Consider the following 15,925-nt stretch of genomic DNA (forward strand, 5'->3'; position numbering starts at 1 on the left):
ACCGGCATTGTCGGTGGCCGGTGCGACACTGCCCGCATGAAGATCTCGGAGTATGTGGAGACGCTCGCGCAGGAAGGCGAGTTGCTCGCCGACACGGCCGAGCGGGCGGGTACGGAGGCCCCCGTGCCCACCTGTCCCGGGTGGCGGGTCGCCGATCTGCTGCGGCACACGGGCGCGGTGCACCGGTGGGCCGCGGCGTACGTCAGGGACGCGGTCGTGGAGCCGGGCCCGTTCCCGGACGCGCCGGAGCTGGTCGGCGCCGAACTGCTGGCCTGGTACCGGGAGGGACACGAGGCCCTCGTGCGGACGCTGGCCGAGGCTCCGGCCGACGTGCAGTGCTGGACGTTCCTGCCGACGGCCGCGCCGTCGCCGCTGGCGTTCTGGGCGCGCCGGCAGGCGCACGAGACCGCCGTGCACCGGATGGACGCGGAGGCGGCGCTCGGCGTGGCCTACTCGCCGGTGGCACCCGAGTTCGCCGAGGACGGGGTGGACGAGCTGCTGACCGGCTTCCACGCGCGGCCGCGCAGCCGGATGCGGACGGAGGAGCCGCGGACGCTGCGGGTCCGCGCCGCCGACACGGGCGCGGTGTGGACCGTACACCTGTCGCCGGAACCGCCCCGCACGGTGTCGGGCGACACGGGCGACCCCGTCGACTGCGAGGTGATCGGGACGGCGTCGTGGCTGTACGCGGCGCTGTGGAACCGGCTGCCGCTGATGGGCCCGGCAGTGACCGGGGACGAGTCGCTGGCGCGGCAGTGGGCCGAGACGGCCGGCATCGGCTGAGGGGGATTCCGGGGGCGGGGGCGCAAGGGCGAGCGCCGCGCGGGCGGTCGAAGCAGGCTCAAGGCACCCTTGTGACGGTGCGGTACGGGCTGTGACACTGCGTGGATGGGGCGACGGACGCAGGCGGATCGAGACGCGATCACCATAGAGATCGGCTACGCGTTCCTCAGCGGGTGCTTCGCGGCCGCCCTCGTCTTCGGGGCGGTGTACGGCCCCGCCCTGGTCTTCGAGGTCTCCCCCGCCGCCGACGCGGTGCTCACGGTGGCGGCCGGGGTCCTGGCGGGCACGGTGTTCCTGCTCCGGATCACCCACGTCCTGTGGCGCTTCGCCCGCCGCCCGGAGAACGACGGCCGCTGACCGCGGCGCCCCCGAACCTGGCCGCCGGGCACCGAACCTGGACGCGGGCCACCGGGCCGCCGTCGACCGTCCGGTCCGTCAGCCCAGGGTGGCGGCGTACAGCGTCTGGCTCCGGTACTTCCAACTCGGCGACTCGTCCCAGGGGTTCGGCATCCTTGTGCCGGTCGCGTACGCGTAACCGGCGCCGCGGTCGAAGGCCGTGCGGAGCGTGGTGCGCATGGCAGTGGTGTCGGGGACGGCGTGGACGAGGTGCCAGAACGCGGTGCCGGTCGGGTCGAGTTCGGTACCGGCACGGTAGCCGCCCGATTCTGCGAAAACGTTCCCTCCGAGCCAGCCGCTTCCGGTGTACGCGGCGTACGTGTCCTCGAAGGTGACGAAGACGTCCGCGGTGCGGTGGCCCGGCTCCAGGTAGCAGTCGGCGATGGCGGTGCCGGGGTTGTCGACCACGAGCTCGGCGGCCGCGGGGTCCGCGGCGTCCATGGTGTCCTGCACGTACGCGCGCAGCCGCGCGTAGTGGTCGCGGGTGGCGTTGCCGGGGCCGCAGTCGCGGCTGACGACGTCGAAGAAGATGCCGTCCACGTGCAGGCGGCCGTCGCGGGTCTTGAGGTAGTTGTCCACGGAGGCCTTGACGTCGGCGACGTCGCGGTTGCCGTGGTCCGTGTGGACGTAGCCGAGGACCTTCGTCTTCTCCCCGGTGGCGGTGGTCCCGGCCCGCAGGCCGTCGGCACGGGCCTGCCAGCGCTCGTCGAAGGCGGCGTCGCCGTTGCCCGGGTTGAGGACGACCACGGACGCGGCCGGCGTGGTGGCGACGAGGTCGCCGAGCATGCGGTCCCCGGCCCACGCGTACGCGGGGACGCCGATCTCCAGGCCCCGCACGCCGGCCGCCCGGGGTCTCGGGGCCGGGACGGCCTCCTCGGCGACCGTGCCGGCCGAGGCGGGCACGGCGGGCGCCGGGGCGGCCAGTAAGGAGGTGACCAGGACGGCGTACAGGGCCTTCACGGCGCGGGCCATGGCTGTTCCTCCGGCGAGGGCAGGGCAGGAGCACGACCCGACGAACACTAGACGCGCGCCCGTTCGGTGAAAGCCCAACCACTCTTATTGATATGAGGAACAGACAAGCGATCCGTCACCTCATCATGTGAATCACGCGCATGGCCGCCCGGCCGCACGGGCCGCCGTACCGCCGGACGCACGAGCACGCGGGCCGTCAAACGGCGGGCAGCCCGACCCCGTGGGCCAGTTGGCCCGCGGCGTGCGCGAAGAAGGTGGCGCGGTCCTCCACGACCCGGTTGAACTGGCCGAACAGCTCGAAGGAGATGAGACCGACCAACTGCGCCCAGGCCGCGACCAGGGCGGCCGTGACCTCCGGGGGCAGCCCTTCGGCGAAGTCCGCGGTCATCCGTACGGCCTCGGGCCGCAGGGCGGCGGGCAGCGGCGGCAGCGCGAGGCCGCGCCCGGCGTGGGCGGCCCGGACGATGCCGATGAAGGTGTTGCCGACGCGGGAGGCGGGGGCGACCGTGTCCATGGGGGCGCTGTAGCCGGGCACGGGGGAGCCGTAGATCAGGGAGTACTCGTGCGGGTGGTCCAGGGCCCAGGCGCGGACGGCCTCGCAGACGGCCGTCCAGCGCTCACGGGGCGCGGCGCCGGCGGCGCGGACGCGGGCGTCGGCCTCCTCGGCGGCGGCGCCGACGCTGTCATAGGCGTCGACGATCAGGGCGGTGAGGAGCTCGTCGCGGCTCGGGAAGTAGCGGTAGAGGGCCGAGGAGACCATGCCCAGCTCACGGGCCACGGCGCGCAGCGAGAGCTTGGCGGCGCCCTCGGCGGCGAGCATGCGGCGCGCCTCGTCCTTGATGGCGGCGGTGACCTCGATACGGGCCCGCTCCCGGGCCCCGCGCACGGTACTCATACGAGCAGTGTGCCAGAAGGCGGAGCACTGCCCAAAAAACAGATCGTCGCTCCATTCAGAGAGCGGCGCTCTTGTTTTGGAGCGGCAATCCGTGCACACTGATCTCAAGCGAGAGCACCGCTCTCCCACCAGCCTCGGAGCATGCCATGAACGCGCCCACCCCGTACTACGTCCAGGCAAGCCCGCTCGCCACCCGCTTCAACTCCCTCTTCGGGAAGCTGGCCCGGCTCGGCATCAGCCTGGCCGGCTCCGCCGAGCTGTCGGTACGCGGCCGCAAGTCCGGCCAGATGCAGCGGATCCCGGTCAACCCGCACACGTACGAGGGCGAGCAGTACCTGGTGTCGGCGCGCGGCCACTCGCAGTGGGTCCGCAACATGCGGGTGGCGGGCGGCGGCGAGCTGCGCGTGGGCCGCAAGGTGCGCACCTTCACGGTCACCGAGATCACCGACCCGGTGCACAAGGCCGCCGTCCTGCGCACCTACCTGGAGAAGTGGGGCTGGGAGGTCAACCGGTTCTTCCAGGGCGTCACCGCCCAGTCCACCGACGCGGAGCTCCGGGCCAGCGCCGGCGACCACCCGGTCTTCCGCATCACGCTGTCGAACTGACGCGCGCGCCCCCGCGCCCTCCGCGCCCTCCGCGCCCTCCGCGCCCTCCGCGCCCTCCGCGCCCTCCGCGCAAAATACAGCGGCGGCCCTGCCCGCACACCCGGCAAGACCGCCACCATCATCCGTGGGCCGGCCAGGAGGGGCCCGCCCGCCGTACCTCGCCCCCCAGGACCGGGCCGGCGTTTAAGCCTTCTCCGTCTCCTGCCCCTGCCCCTGCTCCGGACCCTCGGCCCGGTTCCGCGCCTGCCTGCCGTCCAGGACGTGCAGCGCCTTGCGGGCGATGGGATACGTCCGCACCAGGTCCGGCAGCGTCGTCGCACCCCGGGTGATGCGGGCGAAGGCCCGCCACGCCGGGCGGAAGCCGGTGATCGCCGCGTGCAGCAGCCCCGGCCTGGCCTCGAAGGCGGTCAGCATCCGCCTGCCGACGCCCATCTCCACGCCCAGTCCGGCCTTGACCGCGAACGCGTAGTTCAGGGCCTGGCGGCGCGCGTCCACCGCGTCCTGCGCCTCGGAGATCTTCACCGCCCACTCCCCGGCCAGCCGGCCCGAGCGCAGCGCGAAGGAGATCCCCTCCCGGGTCCACGGCTCCAGCAGTCCGGCCGCGTCTCCCGCGACCAGGACCCGGCCCCGCGACAGCGGCGATTCGGGCTTGCGGCAGCGGGTCAGGTGACCGGACGACACGGCGGGTTCGAAACCGGCCAGTCCGAGCCGGGCGATGAAGTCCTCCAGATACCGCTTGGTCGCGGCCCCGTCGCCCTTCGCCGAGATGACCCCGACGGTCAGGGTGTCGCCCTTGGGGAAGACCCAGCCGTAACTGCCGGGCAGCGGGCCCCAGTCGAGCAGCACCCGCCCCTTCCAGTCCTCCGCGACCGTCTCCGGGACCGGGATCTCCGCCTCCAGGCCGAGGTCCACCTGCTCCATCTCGACGCCGACGTGGGCGCCGATCCGGCTCGCGCTGCCGTCCGCGCCGACCACCGCGCGCGCCAGGACGGTCTCCCCGTCTGCGAGGACCACGGCGACCGTGCGCCGGTCGGGCACCGCCGCTCCGTGCTGCTCGACCCGGGCGACCGCCGTACCCGTACGGACGGTGGCGCCGGCCTTCTCGGCCTCGGCGACCAGCCCCGCGTCGAACTCCGGCCGGTTGACGAGCCCGAAGAGCATCTGCCGCGAACGGCGGGTCCGGGTCAGCTTCCCGTTCAGCGAGAAGGTGACCGCGTGGATGCGGTCCTTGAGCGGCAGGACGAAACCGGGCGGGAGGGCATCGCGCGAAAGGCCGATGATCCCGCCGCCGCAGGTCTTGTACCGGGGCAGCTCGGCCTTCTCCAGCAGCAGTACCCGCCGCCCGGCCGTCGCCGCCGCGAACGCGGCCGAGGCGCCGGCCGGCCCGGCCCCGACCACGACCACGTCCCACACCTCGCCGGTGCCCCCGGCCACCTCGGCCATGCCGCCCTCCGCCGCCTGAGCGGCCTGCCCTGCTGCTGAGTCGGGTCCCCCGACAGTGCTGTCGTCGCTGCTCACGATGTGCTGCTGCTCCTGATCATGCGGTTGCTCCGATGCAGGGAAATCCTACGGCGCGAGTCCGCCCCGTCCTGCTGTGCGAGGATCGGGACTGTCTTTCGCCGTACCCGGCATACGCCCACCACGCGGATGCGGGCGGCGTACACGTACCGCCGAGTACACATACACGGCGTACGCGCACACGGCGTACACCCACACAACGTCGCACCCAAGAGGAGCGTGCCCATGTCCCAGAATCCGATCGCCGAGACCATCGCCTCGCTGATGCCCCGCGCCAAGCAGGAGCTGAGCGAGCTGGTGGCCTTCCAGTCGGTGGCGGACTGGGCGCAGTTCCCGCAGAGCGAGAGCCAGGGCGCGGCCGACTGGGTGGCCGACGCGCTGCGCGCCGAGGGCTTCCAGGACGTGGCGCTCCTTGACACCCCCGACGGCACCCAGTCGGTGTACGGCCTGCTGCCCGGCCCGGCGGGTGCGCCGACCGTCCTCCTGTACGCGCACTACGACGTGCAGCCGCCGCTGGACGACGCCGCCTGGATCTCCCCCGCCTTCGAGCTGACCGAGCGCGACGGCCGCTGGTACGGGCGCGGCGCCGCGGACTGCAAGGGCGGCTTCATCATGCACCTGCTGGCGCTGCGCGCGCTGAAGGCCAACGGCGGGGTGCCGGTGAGCGTGAAGGTGATCGTCGAGGGCTCGGAGGAGCAGGGCACCGGCGGCCTCCAGCAGTACGCCGAGGCGCACCCGGAGCTGCTGGCCGCCGACACGATCGTCATCGGCGACACGGGCAACTTCCGGCTCGGCCTGCCGACGGTCACGGCCACCCTGCGCGGCATGTGCCTGATCAAGGTGAAGATCGACACCCTCGGCGGCAACCTGCACTCCGGCATGTTCGGCGGCGCCGCCCCCGACGCGCTGGCCGCGCTGATCCGGCTGCTGGACTCGCTGCGCGCCGCGGACGGTTCGACGACCGTCGACGGTCTGGCCTCGGACGCCGTCTGGGACGGCCTGCAGTACCCGGAGGCCGACTTCCGAGCCGACGCGAAGGTGCTGGACGGGGTGGGGCTGATCGGCGAGGGCACGATCGCGGACCGGCTGTGGGCCCGCCCGGCCGTCACCGTCCTCGGCATCGACTGCCCGCCGGTCGTCGGCGCCACCCCCTCGGTGCACGCGAGTGCCGGCGCACTGATCAGCCTGCGCGTGCCGCCGGGCGTGGACACGGCCGACGCCGTCAAGCTGCTGGAGGCGCACCTGGTGGCGCACACCCCGTGGCAGGCGCGCCTCGCACTTGAGGTCGTGGGCCAGGGCCAGCCGTTCCGGGCGGACACGGACAGCCCGGCGTACGCGTCGATGGCGGCGGCCCTGCAGGAGGCCTACCCGGGTGAGGAGATGCAGATCAGCGGCATGGGCGGATCGATTCCGCTGTGCAACACGCTGAACTCGCTGTACCCGGAGGCGGAGATGCTGCTGATCGGGCTGAGCGAGCCCGAGGCGCAGATCCACGCGGTGAACGAGAGCGTCTCACCGCAGGAGCTGGAGCGGCTCTCGGTCGCGGAGGCCCTGTTCCTGGTCAACTACGCGGCGTCCAAGCGCGGCTGACCTGCGGATCGGCCGGCCCGTCGGCTGCGCTACGGGCGAACTCCGCTCCCGGTGAAAGGCCGGCCGGGAGCGGAGCCGGGGGACGTAGCTTCGGGGGCATGGATCTCGTCGAAGTGCTGCCGCAGCAGCTCCACATGTTCCGCTTCCCGATCGGCCAGGCGTACCTGTGGCGCGACGGCGAAGCCCTGACCCTGATCGACGCCGGCCAGGCCGGCTCCGCGGCGGCGATCGAGGAGGCCGTCCGTTCCCTCGGGCTGAGTCCGGAGCGGCTGGAGCGGATCGTCCTCACCCACTGCCACCGCGACCACGTCGGCGCGGCGGAGGAACTCGCCGGGCGCTGGGGTGCGCAGGTGCTGGCGCACCGGCTGGACGCGCCGGTGGTCCGCGGCGAGCTCCCCGTCCCGGAACCGGATCTGCTGGACTGGGAACTCCCGCTGTACGCGCACGGCCTGACGGCGCTGCAGGCGCCGCCGACACGGGTCGACCGCGAGGTCGAGGACGGGGAGGTGCTCCCGTTCGGCGGCGGCGCGGTGGTGGTGCACGCCCCTGGCCATACCCCGGGCAGCATCGGCATCCATCTGCCCCGGCACGGAGTGCTGTTCGCGGGGGACTGCATCGCGGGGGTGGGCCGGGTGATGCTGGGCGTGTTCAACGTGGACCGCGCGCAGGCGCGGACCTCGTTCCGGCGCCTGGCGGCGCTGTCCCCGTCGGTGGCCTGCTTCGGCCACGGCGACCCGCTCACCGAGGCTGCGGCGGCCACCCTCCACGCGGCCGCGGCCATCCCGTAGCCGCAGCCCCGAGGGCCGGGAGTCGAACTCCCGGCCCGTCCGAGGTCACGGGGTCGGCCGGCCGGCTTCCAGGTAGAGGGGGCGGCCGCGCTCGCGGGCCCGCAGGGCCCAGCGGAGGCGCTCGTAGCGGACCGGTGGGAGCAGGCCCGCCGCCTCCTCCTCCGTGACGAACCGCCACGCCCGCAGCTCCGGCCCCGGCAGCCGGAGCCCCGCCGCGGCGGCGGGCGAGAGGCGGCCCCCGTCGAACAGCAGCCGCAGTCCCCCGTACGCCGGAGCCACCGGCGGCTCCCAGTCCACGACCAGCAGCCCCGGTACGGCGTCCAGCGTCAGGCCCAGTTCCTCCGCGACCTCCCGCACCCCCGCGCCGCCCGGTGCCTCACCCGCCTCCACGACCCCGCCCGGGAACTCCCAGCCCGGCTTGTACGTCGGATCGACCAGCAGCACCCGGTCCTCGTCGTCGAACAGGAGCACCCCGGCCGCCACCGTCTCCCGGGTCGGCTCCGGCGTCTGCACGATGTCGCAGACCCGGGCCGCGTCCGTGCGCACGGCTTCGGCTATCCGCTCCGCCGTCTCCCGTACGCTCAGGGCGCCGTTGTCGATGACGTGCGCGTCCGCCGCCAGCCAGCCGCCCAGCGCCTGCCGGTAGGCGGGGATGTGGTCGTACGCCCACTGCCGCACCCGCACGTCCACCTCGGCGGGGTCCCCCGGCTCCTCCCGCTTCGCGATCCGCTCGCGCAGGATCGTTTCCTCCGGGGCGAGCAGCACATGCCGCACCGGAATCCGGCGCGCCGCCAGCCCGCCGAAGATCTCGTCCCGGTACTCCTGCCGCAGCAGCGTCATCGGCACCACCAGCACCCCGCCCAGCTCCGCGAGCATCGCGGCGGCCGTGTCCACCACCAGGCGCCGCCAGCTCGGCAGGTCCTGGTAGTCCGAGACCTCCGCGAGGCGTTTGCGCGGCAGCAGTTGGCGTAGTGACTCGCCGACGAGCTCCGGGTCGTACAGGGTGCTGTCCGGCAGGATCCCGGTCAGTTCGCGGGCCGTGCTGGTCTTCCCGGCGCCGAATGTGCCGTTGATCCAGACAATCACGTCTACCCCTCTCCCCATGGCTCGTCCGGAGCCCCCAGTGGCTTGCCCGCATCACCCTGCCACGGAAACCCGCTCCCCGGCCCAGTGCTTATCCTCAGGGTCGGAAAGGTCCAGGGGGTGTCGTGTCGATCCGCCCGCCGCCGCGAGCCCGGCATGATCGGCGAGACACCCCCTAGAGCCCAGCCCCGCCCGCCCCGCCGCCTCCGGAGGTTTCCGTCCCGTGCCACAGACCCGCCGCCCGTCCGACCCCCGCTACGGCAACCGGCCGACCATGAAGGACGTGGCGTCCCGTGCGGGCGTGGGCCTCAAGACGGTCTCGCGCGTGGTCAACGGCGAGGCGGGGGTCACCGCGGACACCGTGCGGCGGGTCCAGGAGGCCATCGAGGCGCTCGGTTTCCGCCGCAACGACAGCGCCCGCGTGCTGCGCAAGGGCCGTACGGCCACCGTCGGGCTGGTCCTGGAGGACCTCGCCGACCCCTTCTACGGACCGCTGAACCGGGCCGTGGAGGAGGTGGCCCGGGCGCACGGGGCGCTGCTCATCAACGGGTCCAGCGCCGAGGACCCCGACCGGGAACGGGAGTTGGCGCTGGCGCTGTGCGCGCGCCGGGTGGACGGGCTGATCGTGATCCCGGCCGGGGACGACCACCGCTACCTGGAGCCGGAGATCCGGGCGGGGGTGGCCACGGTGTTCGTGGACCGGCCGGCGGGCCGGATCGACGCGGACGTGGTGCTGTCGGACAGCTTCGGCGGAGCCCGCGCGGGCGTGGCGCACCTGATCGGGGGCGGCCACCGGCGGATCGGCTTCATCGGGGACCACCCGCACATCCACACGGCGACGGAGCGCCTGCGCGGCTACCGCGCGGCGATGGCGGACGCGGGCCTGCCGGTGGCCGAGCCCTGGGTCTCCCTCGGCTCGACCTCTCCGGACCGCGTCCGGGATGCGGCCCGCGCGATGCTGACGGGCCCCGACCCCGTCACGGCGGTCTTCGCGGGGAACAACCGGGTGACGGTGACGCTGGTACGGGTCCTGGCCGAGCACCCGGTGCCGGTGGCCCTGGTCGGCTTCGACGACTTCGAGCTGGCCGACCTGCTGCGTCCCGGGGTGACGGTGGTGGCCCAGGACGCGGCGGCCCTGGGCCGGGTGGCAACGGACCGCCTGTTCCAGCGCCTCGCGGGCGCCGCCCTCGACCCGGCCCGCATCGAACTCCCGACGCGGCTGATCCCCCGCGGCTCGGGCGAACTCCCGCCGGCCGGCTGAGGCTCGGCGAACCGGTCGGACTCGGCGGATTCACCGGGTTCACCGGGTTCACCGGGTTCACCGGGTTCACCGGATCAGCCCCGCAGTACGGGCACGGCCCCGCCGGCGCCGGTGCCCGGCGAGTACGGAGAGGGCGGCGGGGACACCGCCCAGGAAGCTCAGCCCGCCCACGGCGCACCCGATGGGCAGGGCGTTGACGAAATGGCTCGATCGCACCCCGGCCGGGGCCGTCGGCAGGCATGTGCGGAACGGGCCCGATCCGAGTCGATCGCCCGGGAAACCCCTTGAACGACGCGGGTGTTCGGCGGAGGGCGGCGGGTGTTCCGAGCTGTGGGGAAAGGTCCGGAAGGTTCGGGACCGTTCCGCCGACGGCGTTCCAGCCTGAGCGGCCGCACACTGACGCGATGACTGCCGCCCGTGCAGGCCGAAGCCGCCCTCGTCCGGGTGGTGTTCTCGCCCGACGGCCGCCTCCTCGCGGCGACCGACACCGAGCGGTCCGCGCAGGTACGGAACCCGGTCACGCGGCTCCCCCTCGGCGCCCCTGGTCAGTCCGGCGTTCCTCCCAGACGGGACGGGACCCTGCTCGCCACGGCATCCGGCGACCGGACCGCGTACCTGCGCGACCCGGCGAGCGGCGCCGTTCTGCGCGAGCTGCCACCCGGCACCGCGGCCCGCCGAGGCGGCTCGCGCTCTACCCGGGGGGCGGCCGCCCGCCACGGGGAGCGCGAACAGCGCTCTGGCGCTCTGGCGCTCTGGCGCTCTGAAGCACGTCTCGGCAAGTCCCGCCGAAGCACACGTCAACCCGGTCGTGGACATCGCCTCCGCCCCGGACGGGCGGCGTCCGTTCAGCTCCGGCGCGGACGGCCGGGTGGTGTGGTGGGCCGCCGGCGCGCAACTGCGGTGCACCGGCCCCTCGCTCGGCCACCAGGGCGCGGGGTGGTCGGCGGTGTTCTCACTGGACGGAGCCGTCCTCGCCACGGCGGGCGGATCGGCGAGCCGCTGACCGGCCATCACTCGCCGGTGTGAGAAGTGGCGTTCTCGCCGGACGGGCGCCGGCCGGCGTCGGCCGGGCGCGGACGGCCGGGTCGGGTTGCGGGACCCGGCGGGCGGGCGGACCGCGGGCGGTCCCCCCGAAGGCCACGACGATGCCGTCTCCGCCGCGGCCTTCTCCCCCGACGGGAGCGTCACCGCGGGCCGGGACGGAACGCTGGACCGCTGGATCACCGCCCCGCTGCAGGACGCCGCGAGGGCCGGCCGGGGCGTCCCCGGCCGGCCCTCGTACGGCGCGCGACGGATCAGGCGGTCGCCATCAGCGTCGCCGAGCGGCGCGGGATCGCGAACGCGTCCAGCTCGGCGCGGGTCAGGCCGGTCAGGGCGGTGACCTCCTCCGCACCCACCGCGCCGCAGTCCAGGCCGCGGACCAGGTAGCCGGCCAGCGCCTTGGCCGTGGCCGGCTCGTCCATCACGTCGCCCTCGATCTTCGCGACGTACGCCTTCAGCCGCGCGGCGGCGGCTTCGAGGCCCTCGCGGTAGAAGGTGAACACCGCCGCGTAGCGGGTCGGCAGGTGGCCCGGGTGCATGTCCCAGCCCTGGTAGTACGCGCGGGCCAGGGCCCGGCGGGTGAGGCCGTAGTGCAGCTTCCAGGCCTCGTGCACGTGCTCGGTGCTGCCGATCGGCAGGACGTTCGTGGAGCCGTCGGAGACGCGTACGCCGGTGCCCGCGGCCGCGACCTGCATGATCGCCTTGGCGTGGTCGGCGGCGGGGTGGTCGCTCGACTGGTACGCGGCGGAGACCCCGACGCAGGCGCTGTAGTCGAAGGTGCCGTAGTGCAGGCCCGTGGCGCGGCCCTTGGAGGCCTCGATCATCCGGGCCACGGTGGCGGTGCCGTCGGAGGCGACGATCGACTGGCTGGTCTCGATCTGGATCTCGAAGCCGATCCGGCCCGGGCGCAGGCCCCGGGCGGTCTCGAAGGCCTCCAGCAGCTTGACGAAGGCGCTGACCTGCTCGGCGTACGTGACCTTCGGGAGGGTCAGGACGAGGCCCTCGGGCAGCCCGCCGTGCTCCAGCAGCCCGGACAGGAAGATGTCGGTGGTGCGGATGCCGCGGTCGCGGACGTTGGACTCCATGCACTTCATGCGGATGCCCATGTACGGGGCGTTCGTGCCGTTGGAAAAGGCTTCGGAGACGAGGCGGGCGGCGCGGGCGGCCGCCTGGTCCTCCTCCTCGTCGGAGCGGACGCCGAAGCCGTCCTCGAAGTCGACGCGGAGGTCCTCGACGGGCTCGCGCTGCAGCTTGGCGCGGACCCGGTCGTAGACCGGTACGGCGAGCTCCTCGGAGATGCCGAGGACCTCGGCGAAGGTCGCGGCGTCCGGGGCGTGCTCGTCGAGGGCGGCGAGGGCCTGGTCTCCCCAGGAGCGGATGGTGTCGGCGGCGAAGACGTCACCGGGGACGTAGACCGTGTGGATGGGCTGGCGGGTGCCGGGGTCGCCCGGGTAGTGGCGCGCGAGCTCCGCGTCCACCGGCGCGAGGGAGGCGCTGATTCCCTCGCTGACCGCGCCGGCGAGGCTCGTCGCCACCTTCTCCTGCTGACCCATCGTGCACTCTCCTCGTTTTCCGCTTCACGGAAGCATAGATCCGCATAGCAGAATTTAATGAGGGGTTCTTGTCTAGTCAATGGTTGCAGGAAACACCTCGGGGCCGCGTGGTGAGTGTCACCACGCGGCCCCGGGTCAGAGCATCGAAGCAGGTCAGCCCTTGCGGGCCTTGATCTCCTCGGTCAGCTGCGGGACGACCGCGAAGAGGTCGCCGACCACGCCGTAGTCGACCAGGTCGAAGATCGGGGCCTCGGCGTCCTTGTTGATGGCCACGATGGTCTTCGAGGTCTGCATGCCTGCCCGGTGCTGGATCGCGCCCGAGATGCCGGAGGCGATGTACAGCTGCGGGGAGACCGACTTGCCGGTCTGGCCGACCTGGTTGGAGTGCGGGTACCAGCCGGCGTCGACGGCGGCGCGCGAGGCGCCGACGGCGGCACCGAGGGAGTCCGCGAGGGCCTCGATGATGTGGAAGTTCTCGGCGCCGTTGACGCCGCGGCCGCCGGAGACCACGATCGCGGCCTCGGTCAGCTCGGGGCGGCCGGTCGACTCGCGCGGGGTGCGGGAGACGACCTTGGTGCCGGTGGCCAGGGCGCCGAAGGTGACGGCGAGCGCCTCGACGGTGCCGGCGGCCGGGGCGGCCTCGACCGGAGCCGAGTTCGGCTTGACGGTGATGACCGGGGTGCCCTTGGAGACGCGGGACTTGGTGGTGAAGGACGCGGCGAACGCGGCCTGCGTCGCGACCGGGCCCTCGTCACCGGCCTCCAGGTCGACGGCGTCGGTGATGATGCCCGAGCCGATGCGGACCGCCAGGCGGGCGGCGATCTCCTTGCCCTCGGCGGAGGACGGGACGAGCACGGCGGCCGGGGAGACGGCCTCGTACGCGGCCTGGAGCGCGTCCACCTTCGGTACGACGAGGTACTCGGTGAACTCGGGGGCGTCGGCGGTCAGGACCTTGACCGCACCGTGCTCGGCGAGCACGGCGGCGGTGTCGGCCGCACCGGCGCCGAGGGCGACGGCGACGGGCTCGCCGATGCGGCGGGCCAGGGTCAGCAGCTCAAGGGTGGGCTTGCGGACGGCACCGTCCGCGTGGTCGACGTAGACGAGGACTTCAGCCATGGGAATGCTCCTGCGAATGCGAAGTAGTCAGGGGGCGATCGAGAGGGTTTCGGCCGAAGCTCTTAGATGAACTTCTGGCCGGCCAGGAACTCGGCCAGCGCCTTGCCGCCCTCGCCCTCGTCCTTGACGATCGTGCCGGCGGTGCGCGCCGGGCGCTGCGTCGCGGAGTCGACCGCGGTCCAGGAGCCTTCGAGGCCGACCTCGTCCGACTCGATCTCCAGCTCCTCCAGGTCCCAGGACTCCACCGGCTTCTTCTTGGCGGCCATGATGCCCTTGAAGGAGGGGTAGCGGGCCTCACCCGACTGGTCCGTCACGGAGACGAGCGCCGGGAGGGAGGCCTCCAGCTGCTCGCTCGCGGAGTCGCCGTCGCGGCGGCCCGTCACGGTGCCGTCCTCGACCTTGACCTCGGAGAGCAGGGTGACCTGCGGGACGCCCAGGCGCTCGGCCAGGATCGCCGGGAGCACGCCCATGGTGCCGTCGGTCGAGGCCATGCCGGTGATGACCAGGTCGTAGCCGGCCTTCTCGATCGCCTTGGCGAGCACCAGCGAGGTGCCCATGACGTCGCTGCCGTGCAGGTCGTCGTCCTCGACGTGGATGGCCTTGTCGGCACCCATGGACAGCGCCTTGCGCAGGGCGTCCTTGGCGTCCTCGGGGCCCACCGTCAGGACGGTGATCTCGGCGTCGTCGGCGTCTTCGGCGATCTGCAGCGCCTGCTCGACGGCGTACTCGTCGAGCTCCGACAGCAGACCGTCGACGTCGTCGCGGTCGACCGTCAGGTCATCGGCGAAGTGCCGGTCGCCGGTGGCGTCGGGCACGTACTTCACACAGACAACGATCCTCAGGCTCACGCCGGCTCTCCTACCGCATCGTCTTTTTTCTGATACCGCCTTGTGCAGGCAGCATAGGCGCCTTGTCGGGCGGATCCCGGTCGGGGCGGCCCGCGCTCCGAAGGGAATGTTACTCGTCAGTACACCGTGGGTGCTCCACGGTGGCAAGGCCGGTGAACTGTGATCTGTCCAACGCCGCCCGAACCCGCCCCAGCAGGGACGATTCAGTCGCGCAGCGCGTTGAAGCGGCCCTGGTGGTACAGGAGCGGCCGGCCTTCCCCGGCCGGGTCCCCGGCCACCGCCTCCGCGATGATCACCCGGTGCGCCCCGGCCGGCACGCGCGCCACCACCCGGCACACCAGCCACGCCAGTACGTCGTCCAGTACCGGAACCCCGTACGGGCCCCGGGCCCAGTCGGTGCCGGGCCCGAACCGGTCGGCTCCGCTCCGGGCGAACAGGCCCGCGAGGTCCTGCTGGTGCTCGCCGAGTATGTGGACGCCGAGGTGCTCGGAGTCGCGTATCGCGGGCCAGCTGGAGGCCCCCGTGGCGATGGTGAAGGACAGCAGTGGAGGATCGGCGGAGACCGAGTTGAGCGAGGTCGCGGTGAACCCGACCGGGCGGCCGCCGTCCTCGGCGGTGATCACGGCCACTCCCGCGGCATGCCGGCGGAAGACGGAGCGCAGCAGGTCGGGCGAGCCGGGCCGGCCGGAGGCGGCGGTGGGGACAGTGGAGGCGGTCGGGGCCGTCATGGAGGTGCTTCCTTCTGCCGCGGAGGCGGCGGGCACGGGCGCGGTGGGATCGGGTCGGGGACCGGGTTCGTTCAGTGGCCCCGACAACGCGCGCTCGCGTAGCGGACGAGGTCCACGTGGACCCGCCCGTAAAGCAGGAGTTCATACCGCATGCCGCCAGCCTGGCGATCTCCCGTGTACACAGTCAAGCCGCACCGGCCAGATGCGAGGCGCGTCACGCTGCGTGCGGGCGCGTGCACCGGCGTACCGGGCGTACCGCCGGCCGCCGGGGTCGTCACATCGCGGCGCCCAGCGCGGCGATCACGTCCGCCTTGCGCGGCATCCCCACCGCGCGCCGCACGATCCGGCCCCCGGCGTCGAGCACGAGCACGGTCGGCGTCTTCTCGATGCCGAGCGCGCGCACCAGCTCAAGACGGGCTTCAGCGTCGATCTCGACGTGCTCGACGCCCTCGACCAGTCCGGCCACCTCGGCGAGGATCCGCCGGGTGGCCCGGCAGGGCTGGCAGAACGCGCTGGAGAACTGCACCAGGGTGGCCCTGCGCCCGGGCGGTGCGCCCAGTTCCGCCGCGCCCAGCCGTGCCGGGCCCGCGGCCCGGCCGTCCTCGTCCCCGTGCACCCCTGCTCCCGTCGCCGCGGACCGTTGCCGCATCATTGAATTGCGTTCGTACGGTGATCCGAGCGCCCCGGCTACGCGCTGCATTCCCGGCGTGACGAGAATCTCCTCGGGCACGGTCGTCTGGGCTGGCCA

Annotated in this window: 17 protein-coding genes; 7 read left to right on the forward strand and 10 right to left on the reverse strand. The window is 73.3% G+C overall.

Features of this window, described 5'->3' with window-relative positions; all coding sequences use genetic code 11:
• Window positions 1-36 precede the first annotated feature (36 nt).
• A complete protein-coding gene (locus tag ACIBAD_RS01835; protein WP_398903699.1) occupies window positions 37-783 on the forward strand; it encodes a maleylpyruvate isomerase family mycothiol-dependent enzyme in 747 nt (248 codons plus the stop codon).
• A 105-nt stretch (window positions 784-888) separates the two neighbouring features.
• Window positions 889-1,140: a DUF6332 family protein gene (locus tag ACIBAD_RS01840; protein WP_134068188.1), complete on the forward strand. Its 252-nt coding sequence runs from the start codon at window positions 889-891 to the stop codon at window positions 1,138-1,140.
• Window positions 1,141-1,218: 78 nt separating this feature from the next.
• On the opposite strand, the gene ACIBAD_RS01845 is transcribed toward ACIBAD_RS01840, so the two are convergent.
• The gene (locus tag ACIBAD_RS01845) at window positions 1,219-2,151 is read right to left on the reverse strand and encodes a spherulation-specific family 4 protein (protein WP_398903701.1); all 933 of its coding nucleotides are present in this window, start codon (window positions 2,149-2,151) and stop codon (window positions 1,219-1,221) included.
• Window positions 2,152-2,347: 196 nt separating this feature from the next.
• Window positions 2,348-3,046, reverse strand: a complete 699-nt coding sequence (locus ACIBAD_RS01850) for a TetR/AcrR family transcriptional regulator (protein ID WP_134068190.1) — start codon at window positions 3,044-3,046, stop codon at window positions 2,348-2,350.
• A 146-nt stretch (window positions 3,047-3,192) separates the two neighbouring features.
• Between ACIBAD_RS01850 and ACIBAD_RS01855 the strand changes: the two genes are divergently transcribed.
• On the forward strand, window positions 3,193-3,651 hold the full coding sequence (locus ACIBAD_RS01855; protein WP_398903703.1) for a nitroreductase/quinone reductase family protein: 459 nt from the start codon (window positions 3,193-3,195) through the stop codon (window positions 3,649-3,651).
• A 183-nt stretch (window positions 3,652-3,834) separates the two neighbouring features.
• Here ACIBAD_RS01855 and ACIBAD_RS01860 read toward each other — a convergent pair whose 3' ends face one another.
• Window positions 3,835-5,094: a geranylgeranyl reductase family protein gene (locus tag ACIBAD_RS01860; RefSeq protein WP_134074081.1), complete on the reverse strand. Its 1,260-nt coding sequence runs from the start codon at window positions 5,092-5,094 to the stop codon at window positions 3,835-3,837.
• 300 nt (window positions 5,095-5,394) lie between these two features.
• Here ACIBAD_RS01860 and ACIBAD_RS01865 point away from each other — a divergent pair, with 300 nt between their 5' ends.
• Both ACIBAD_RS01865 and ACIBAD_RS01870 read left to right on the forward strand, forming a co-directional pair.
• Window positions 5,395-6,759 (forward strand): dipeptidase, encoded by a 1,365-nt coding sequence (locus ACIBAD_RS01865; RefSeq protein ID WP_134068192.1) that lies wholly within the window; start codon window positions 5,395-5,397, stop codon window positions 6,757-6,759.
• Between the two features lie 98 nt (window positions 6,760-6,857).
• Complete coding sequence (locus ACIBAD_RS01870; RefSeq protein WP_398903706.1) at window positions 6,858-7,547, forward strand: MBL fold metallo-hydrolase; 690 nt, start codon at window positions 6,858-6,860, stop codon at window positions 7,545-7,547.
• Between the two features lie 45 nt (window positions 7,548-7,592).
• Here the strand turns inward: ACIBAD_RS01870 and ACIBAD_RS01875 are convergent, their stop codons facing one another.
• Window positions 7,593-8,633 (reverse strand): NUDIX domain-containing protein, encoded by a 1,041-nt coding sequence (locus ACIBAD_RS01875; RefSeq protein WP_398903707.1) that lies wholly within the window; start codon window positions 8,631-8,633, stop codon window positions 7,593-7,595.
• A 220-nt stretch (window positions 8,634-8,853) separates the two neighbouring features.
• Between ACIBAD_RS01875 and ACIBAD_RS01880 the strand changes: the two genes are divergently transcribed.
• Window positions 8,854-9,891 (forward strand): LacI family DNA-binding transcriptional regulator, encoded by a 1,038-nt coding sequence (locus ACIBAD_RS01880; protein WP_398903709.1) that lies wholly within the window; start codon window positions 8,854-8,856, stop codon window positions 9,889-9,891.
• An 808-nt stretch (window positions 9,892-10,699) separates the two neighbouring features.
• On the forward strand, window positions 10,700-10,894 hold the full coding sequence (locus tag ACIBAD_RS01885; protein WP_398903711.1) for a hypothetical protein: 195 nt from the start codon (window positions 10,700-10,702) through the stop codon (window positions 10,892-10,894).
• Between the two features lie 292 nt (window positions 10,895-11,186).
• On the opposite strand, the gene ACIBAD_RS01890 is transcribed toward ACIBAD_RS01885, so the two are convergent.
• The 6 genes from ACIBAD_RS01890 to ACIBAD_RS01915 form a co-directional block, all read right to left on the reverse strand.
• Window positions 11,187-12,485 (reverse strand): DUF6986 family protein, encoded by a 1,299-nt coding sequence (locus ACIBAD_RS01890; protein WP_398903713.1) that lies wholly within the window; start codon window positions 12,483-12,485, stop codon window positions 11,187-11,189.
• 153 nt (window positions 12,486-12,638) lie between these two features.
• On the reverse strand, window positions 12,639-13,601 hold the full coding sequence (locus ACIBAD_RS01895) for an electron transfer flavoprotein subunit alpha/FixB family protein (RefSeq protein WP_134068198.1): 963 nt from the start codon (window positions 13,599-13,601) through the stop codon (window positions 12,639-12,641).
• Window positions 13,602-13,663: 62 nt separating this feature from the next.
• Window positions 13,664-14,449, reverse strand: a complete 786-nt coding sequence (locus ACIBAD_RS01900; RefSeq protein WP_030161916.1) for an electron transfer flavoprotein subunit beta/FixA family protein — start codon at window positions 14,447-14,449, stop codon at window positions 13,664-13,666.
• Between the two features lie 203 nt (window positions 14,450-14,652).
• A complete protein-coding gene (locus ACIBAD_RS01905) occupies window positions 14,653-15,177 on the reverse strand; it encodes a flavin reductase family protein (protein WP_134068199.1) in 525 nt (174 codons plus the stop codon).
• Window positions 15,178-15,248: 71 nt separating this feature from the next.
• Window positions 15,249-15,329, reverse strand: coding sequence for a putative leader peptide (locus ACIBAD_RS01910; RefSeq protein WP_351040880.1), 81 nt, complete (start codon window positions 15,327-15,329; stop codon window positions 15,249-15,251).
• Between the two features lie 122 nt (window positions 15,330-15,451).
• A complete protein-coding gene (locus ACIBAD_RS01915) occupies window positions 15,452-15,826 on the reverse strand; it encodes a thioredoxin family protein (protein WP_398903716.1) in 375 nt (124 codons plus the stop codon).
• Between the last annotated feature and the right edge of the window lie 99 nt (window positions 15,827-15,925).

It is taken from the genome of Streptomyces sp. NPDC051109 (genome assembly GCF_044455885.1).
GTDB lineage: Bacteria > Actinomycetota > Actinomycetes > Streptomycetales > Streptomycetaceae > Streptomyces.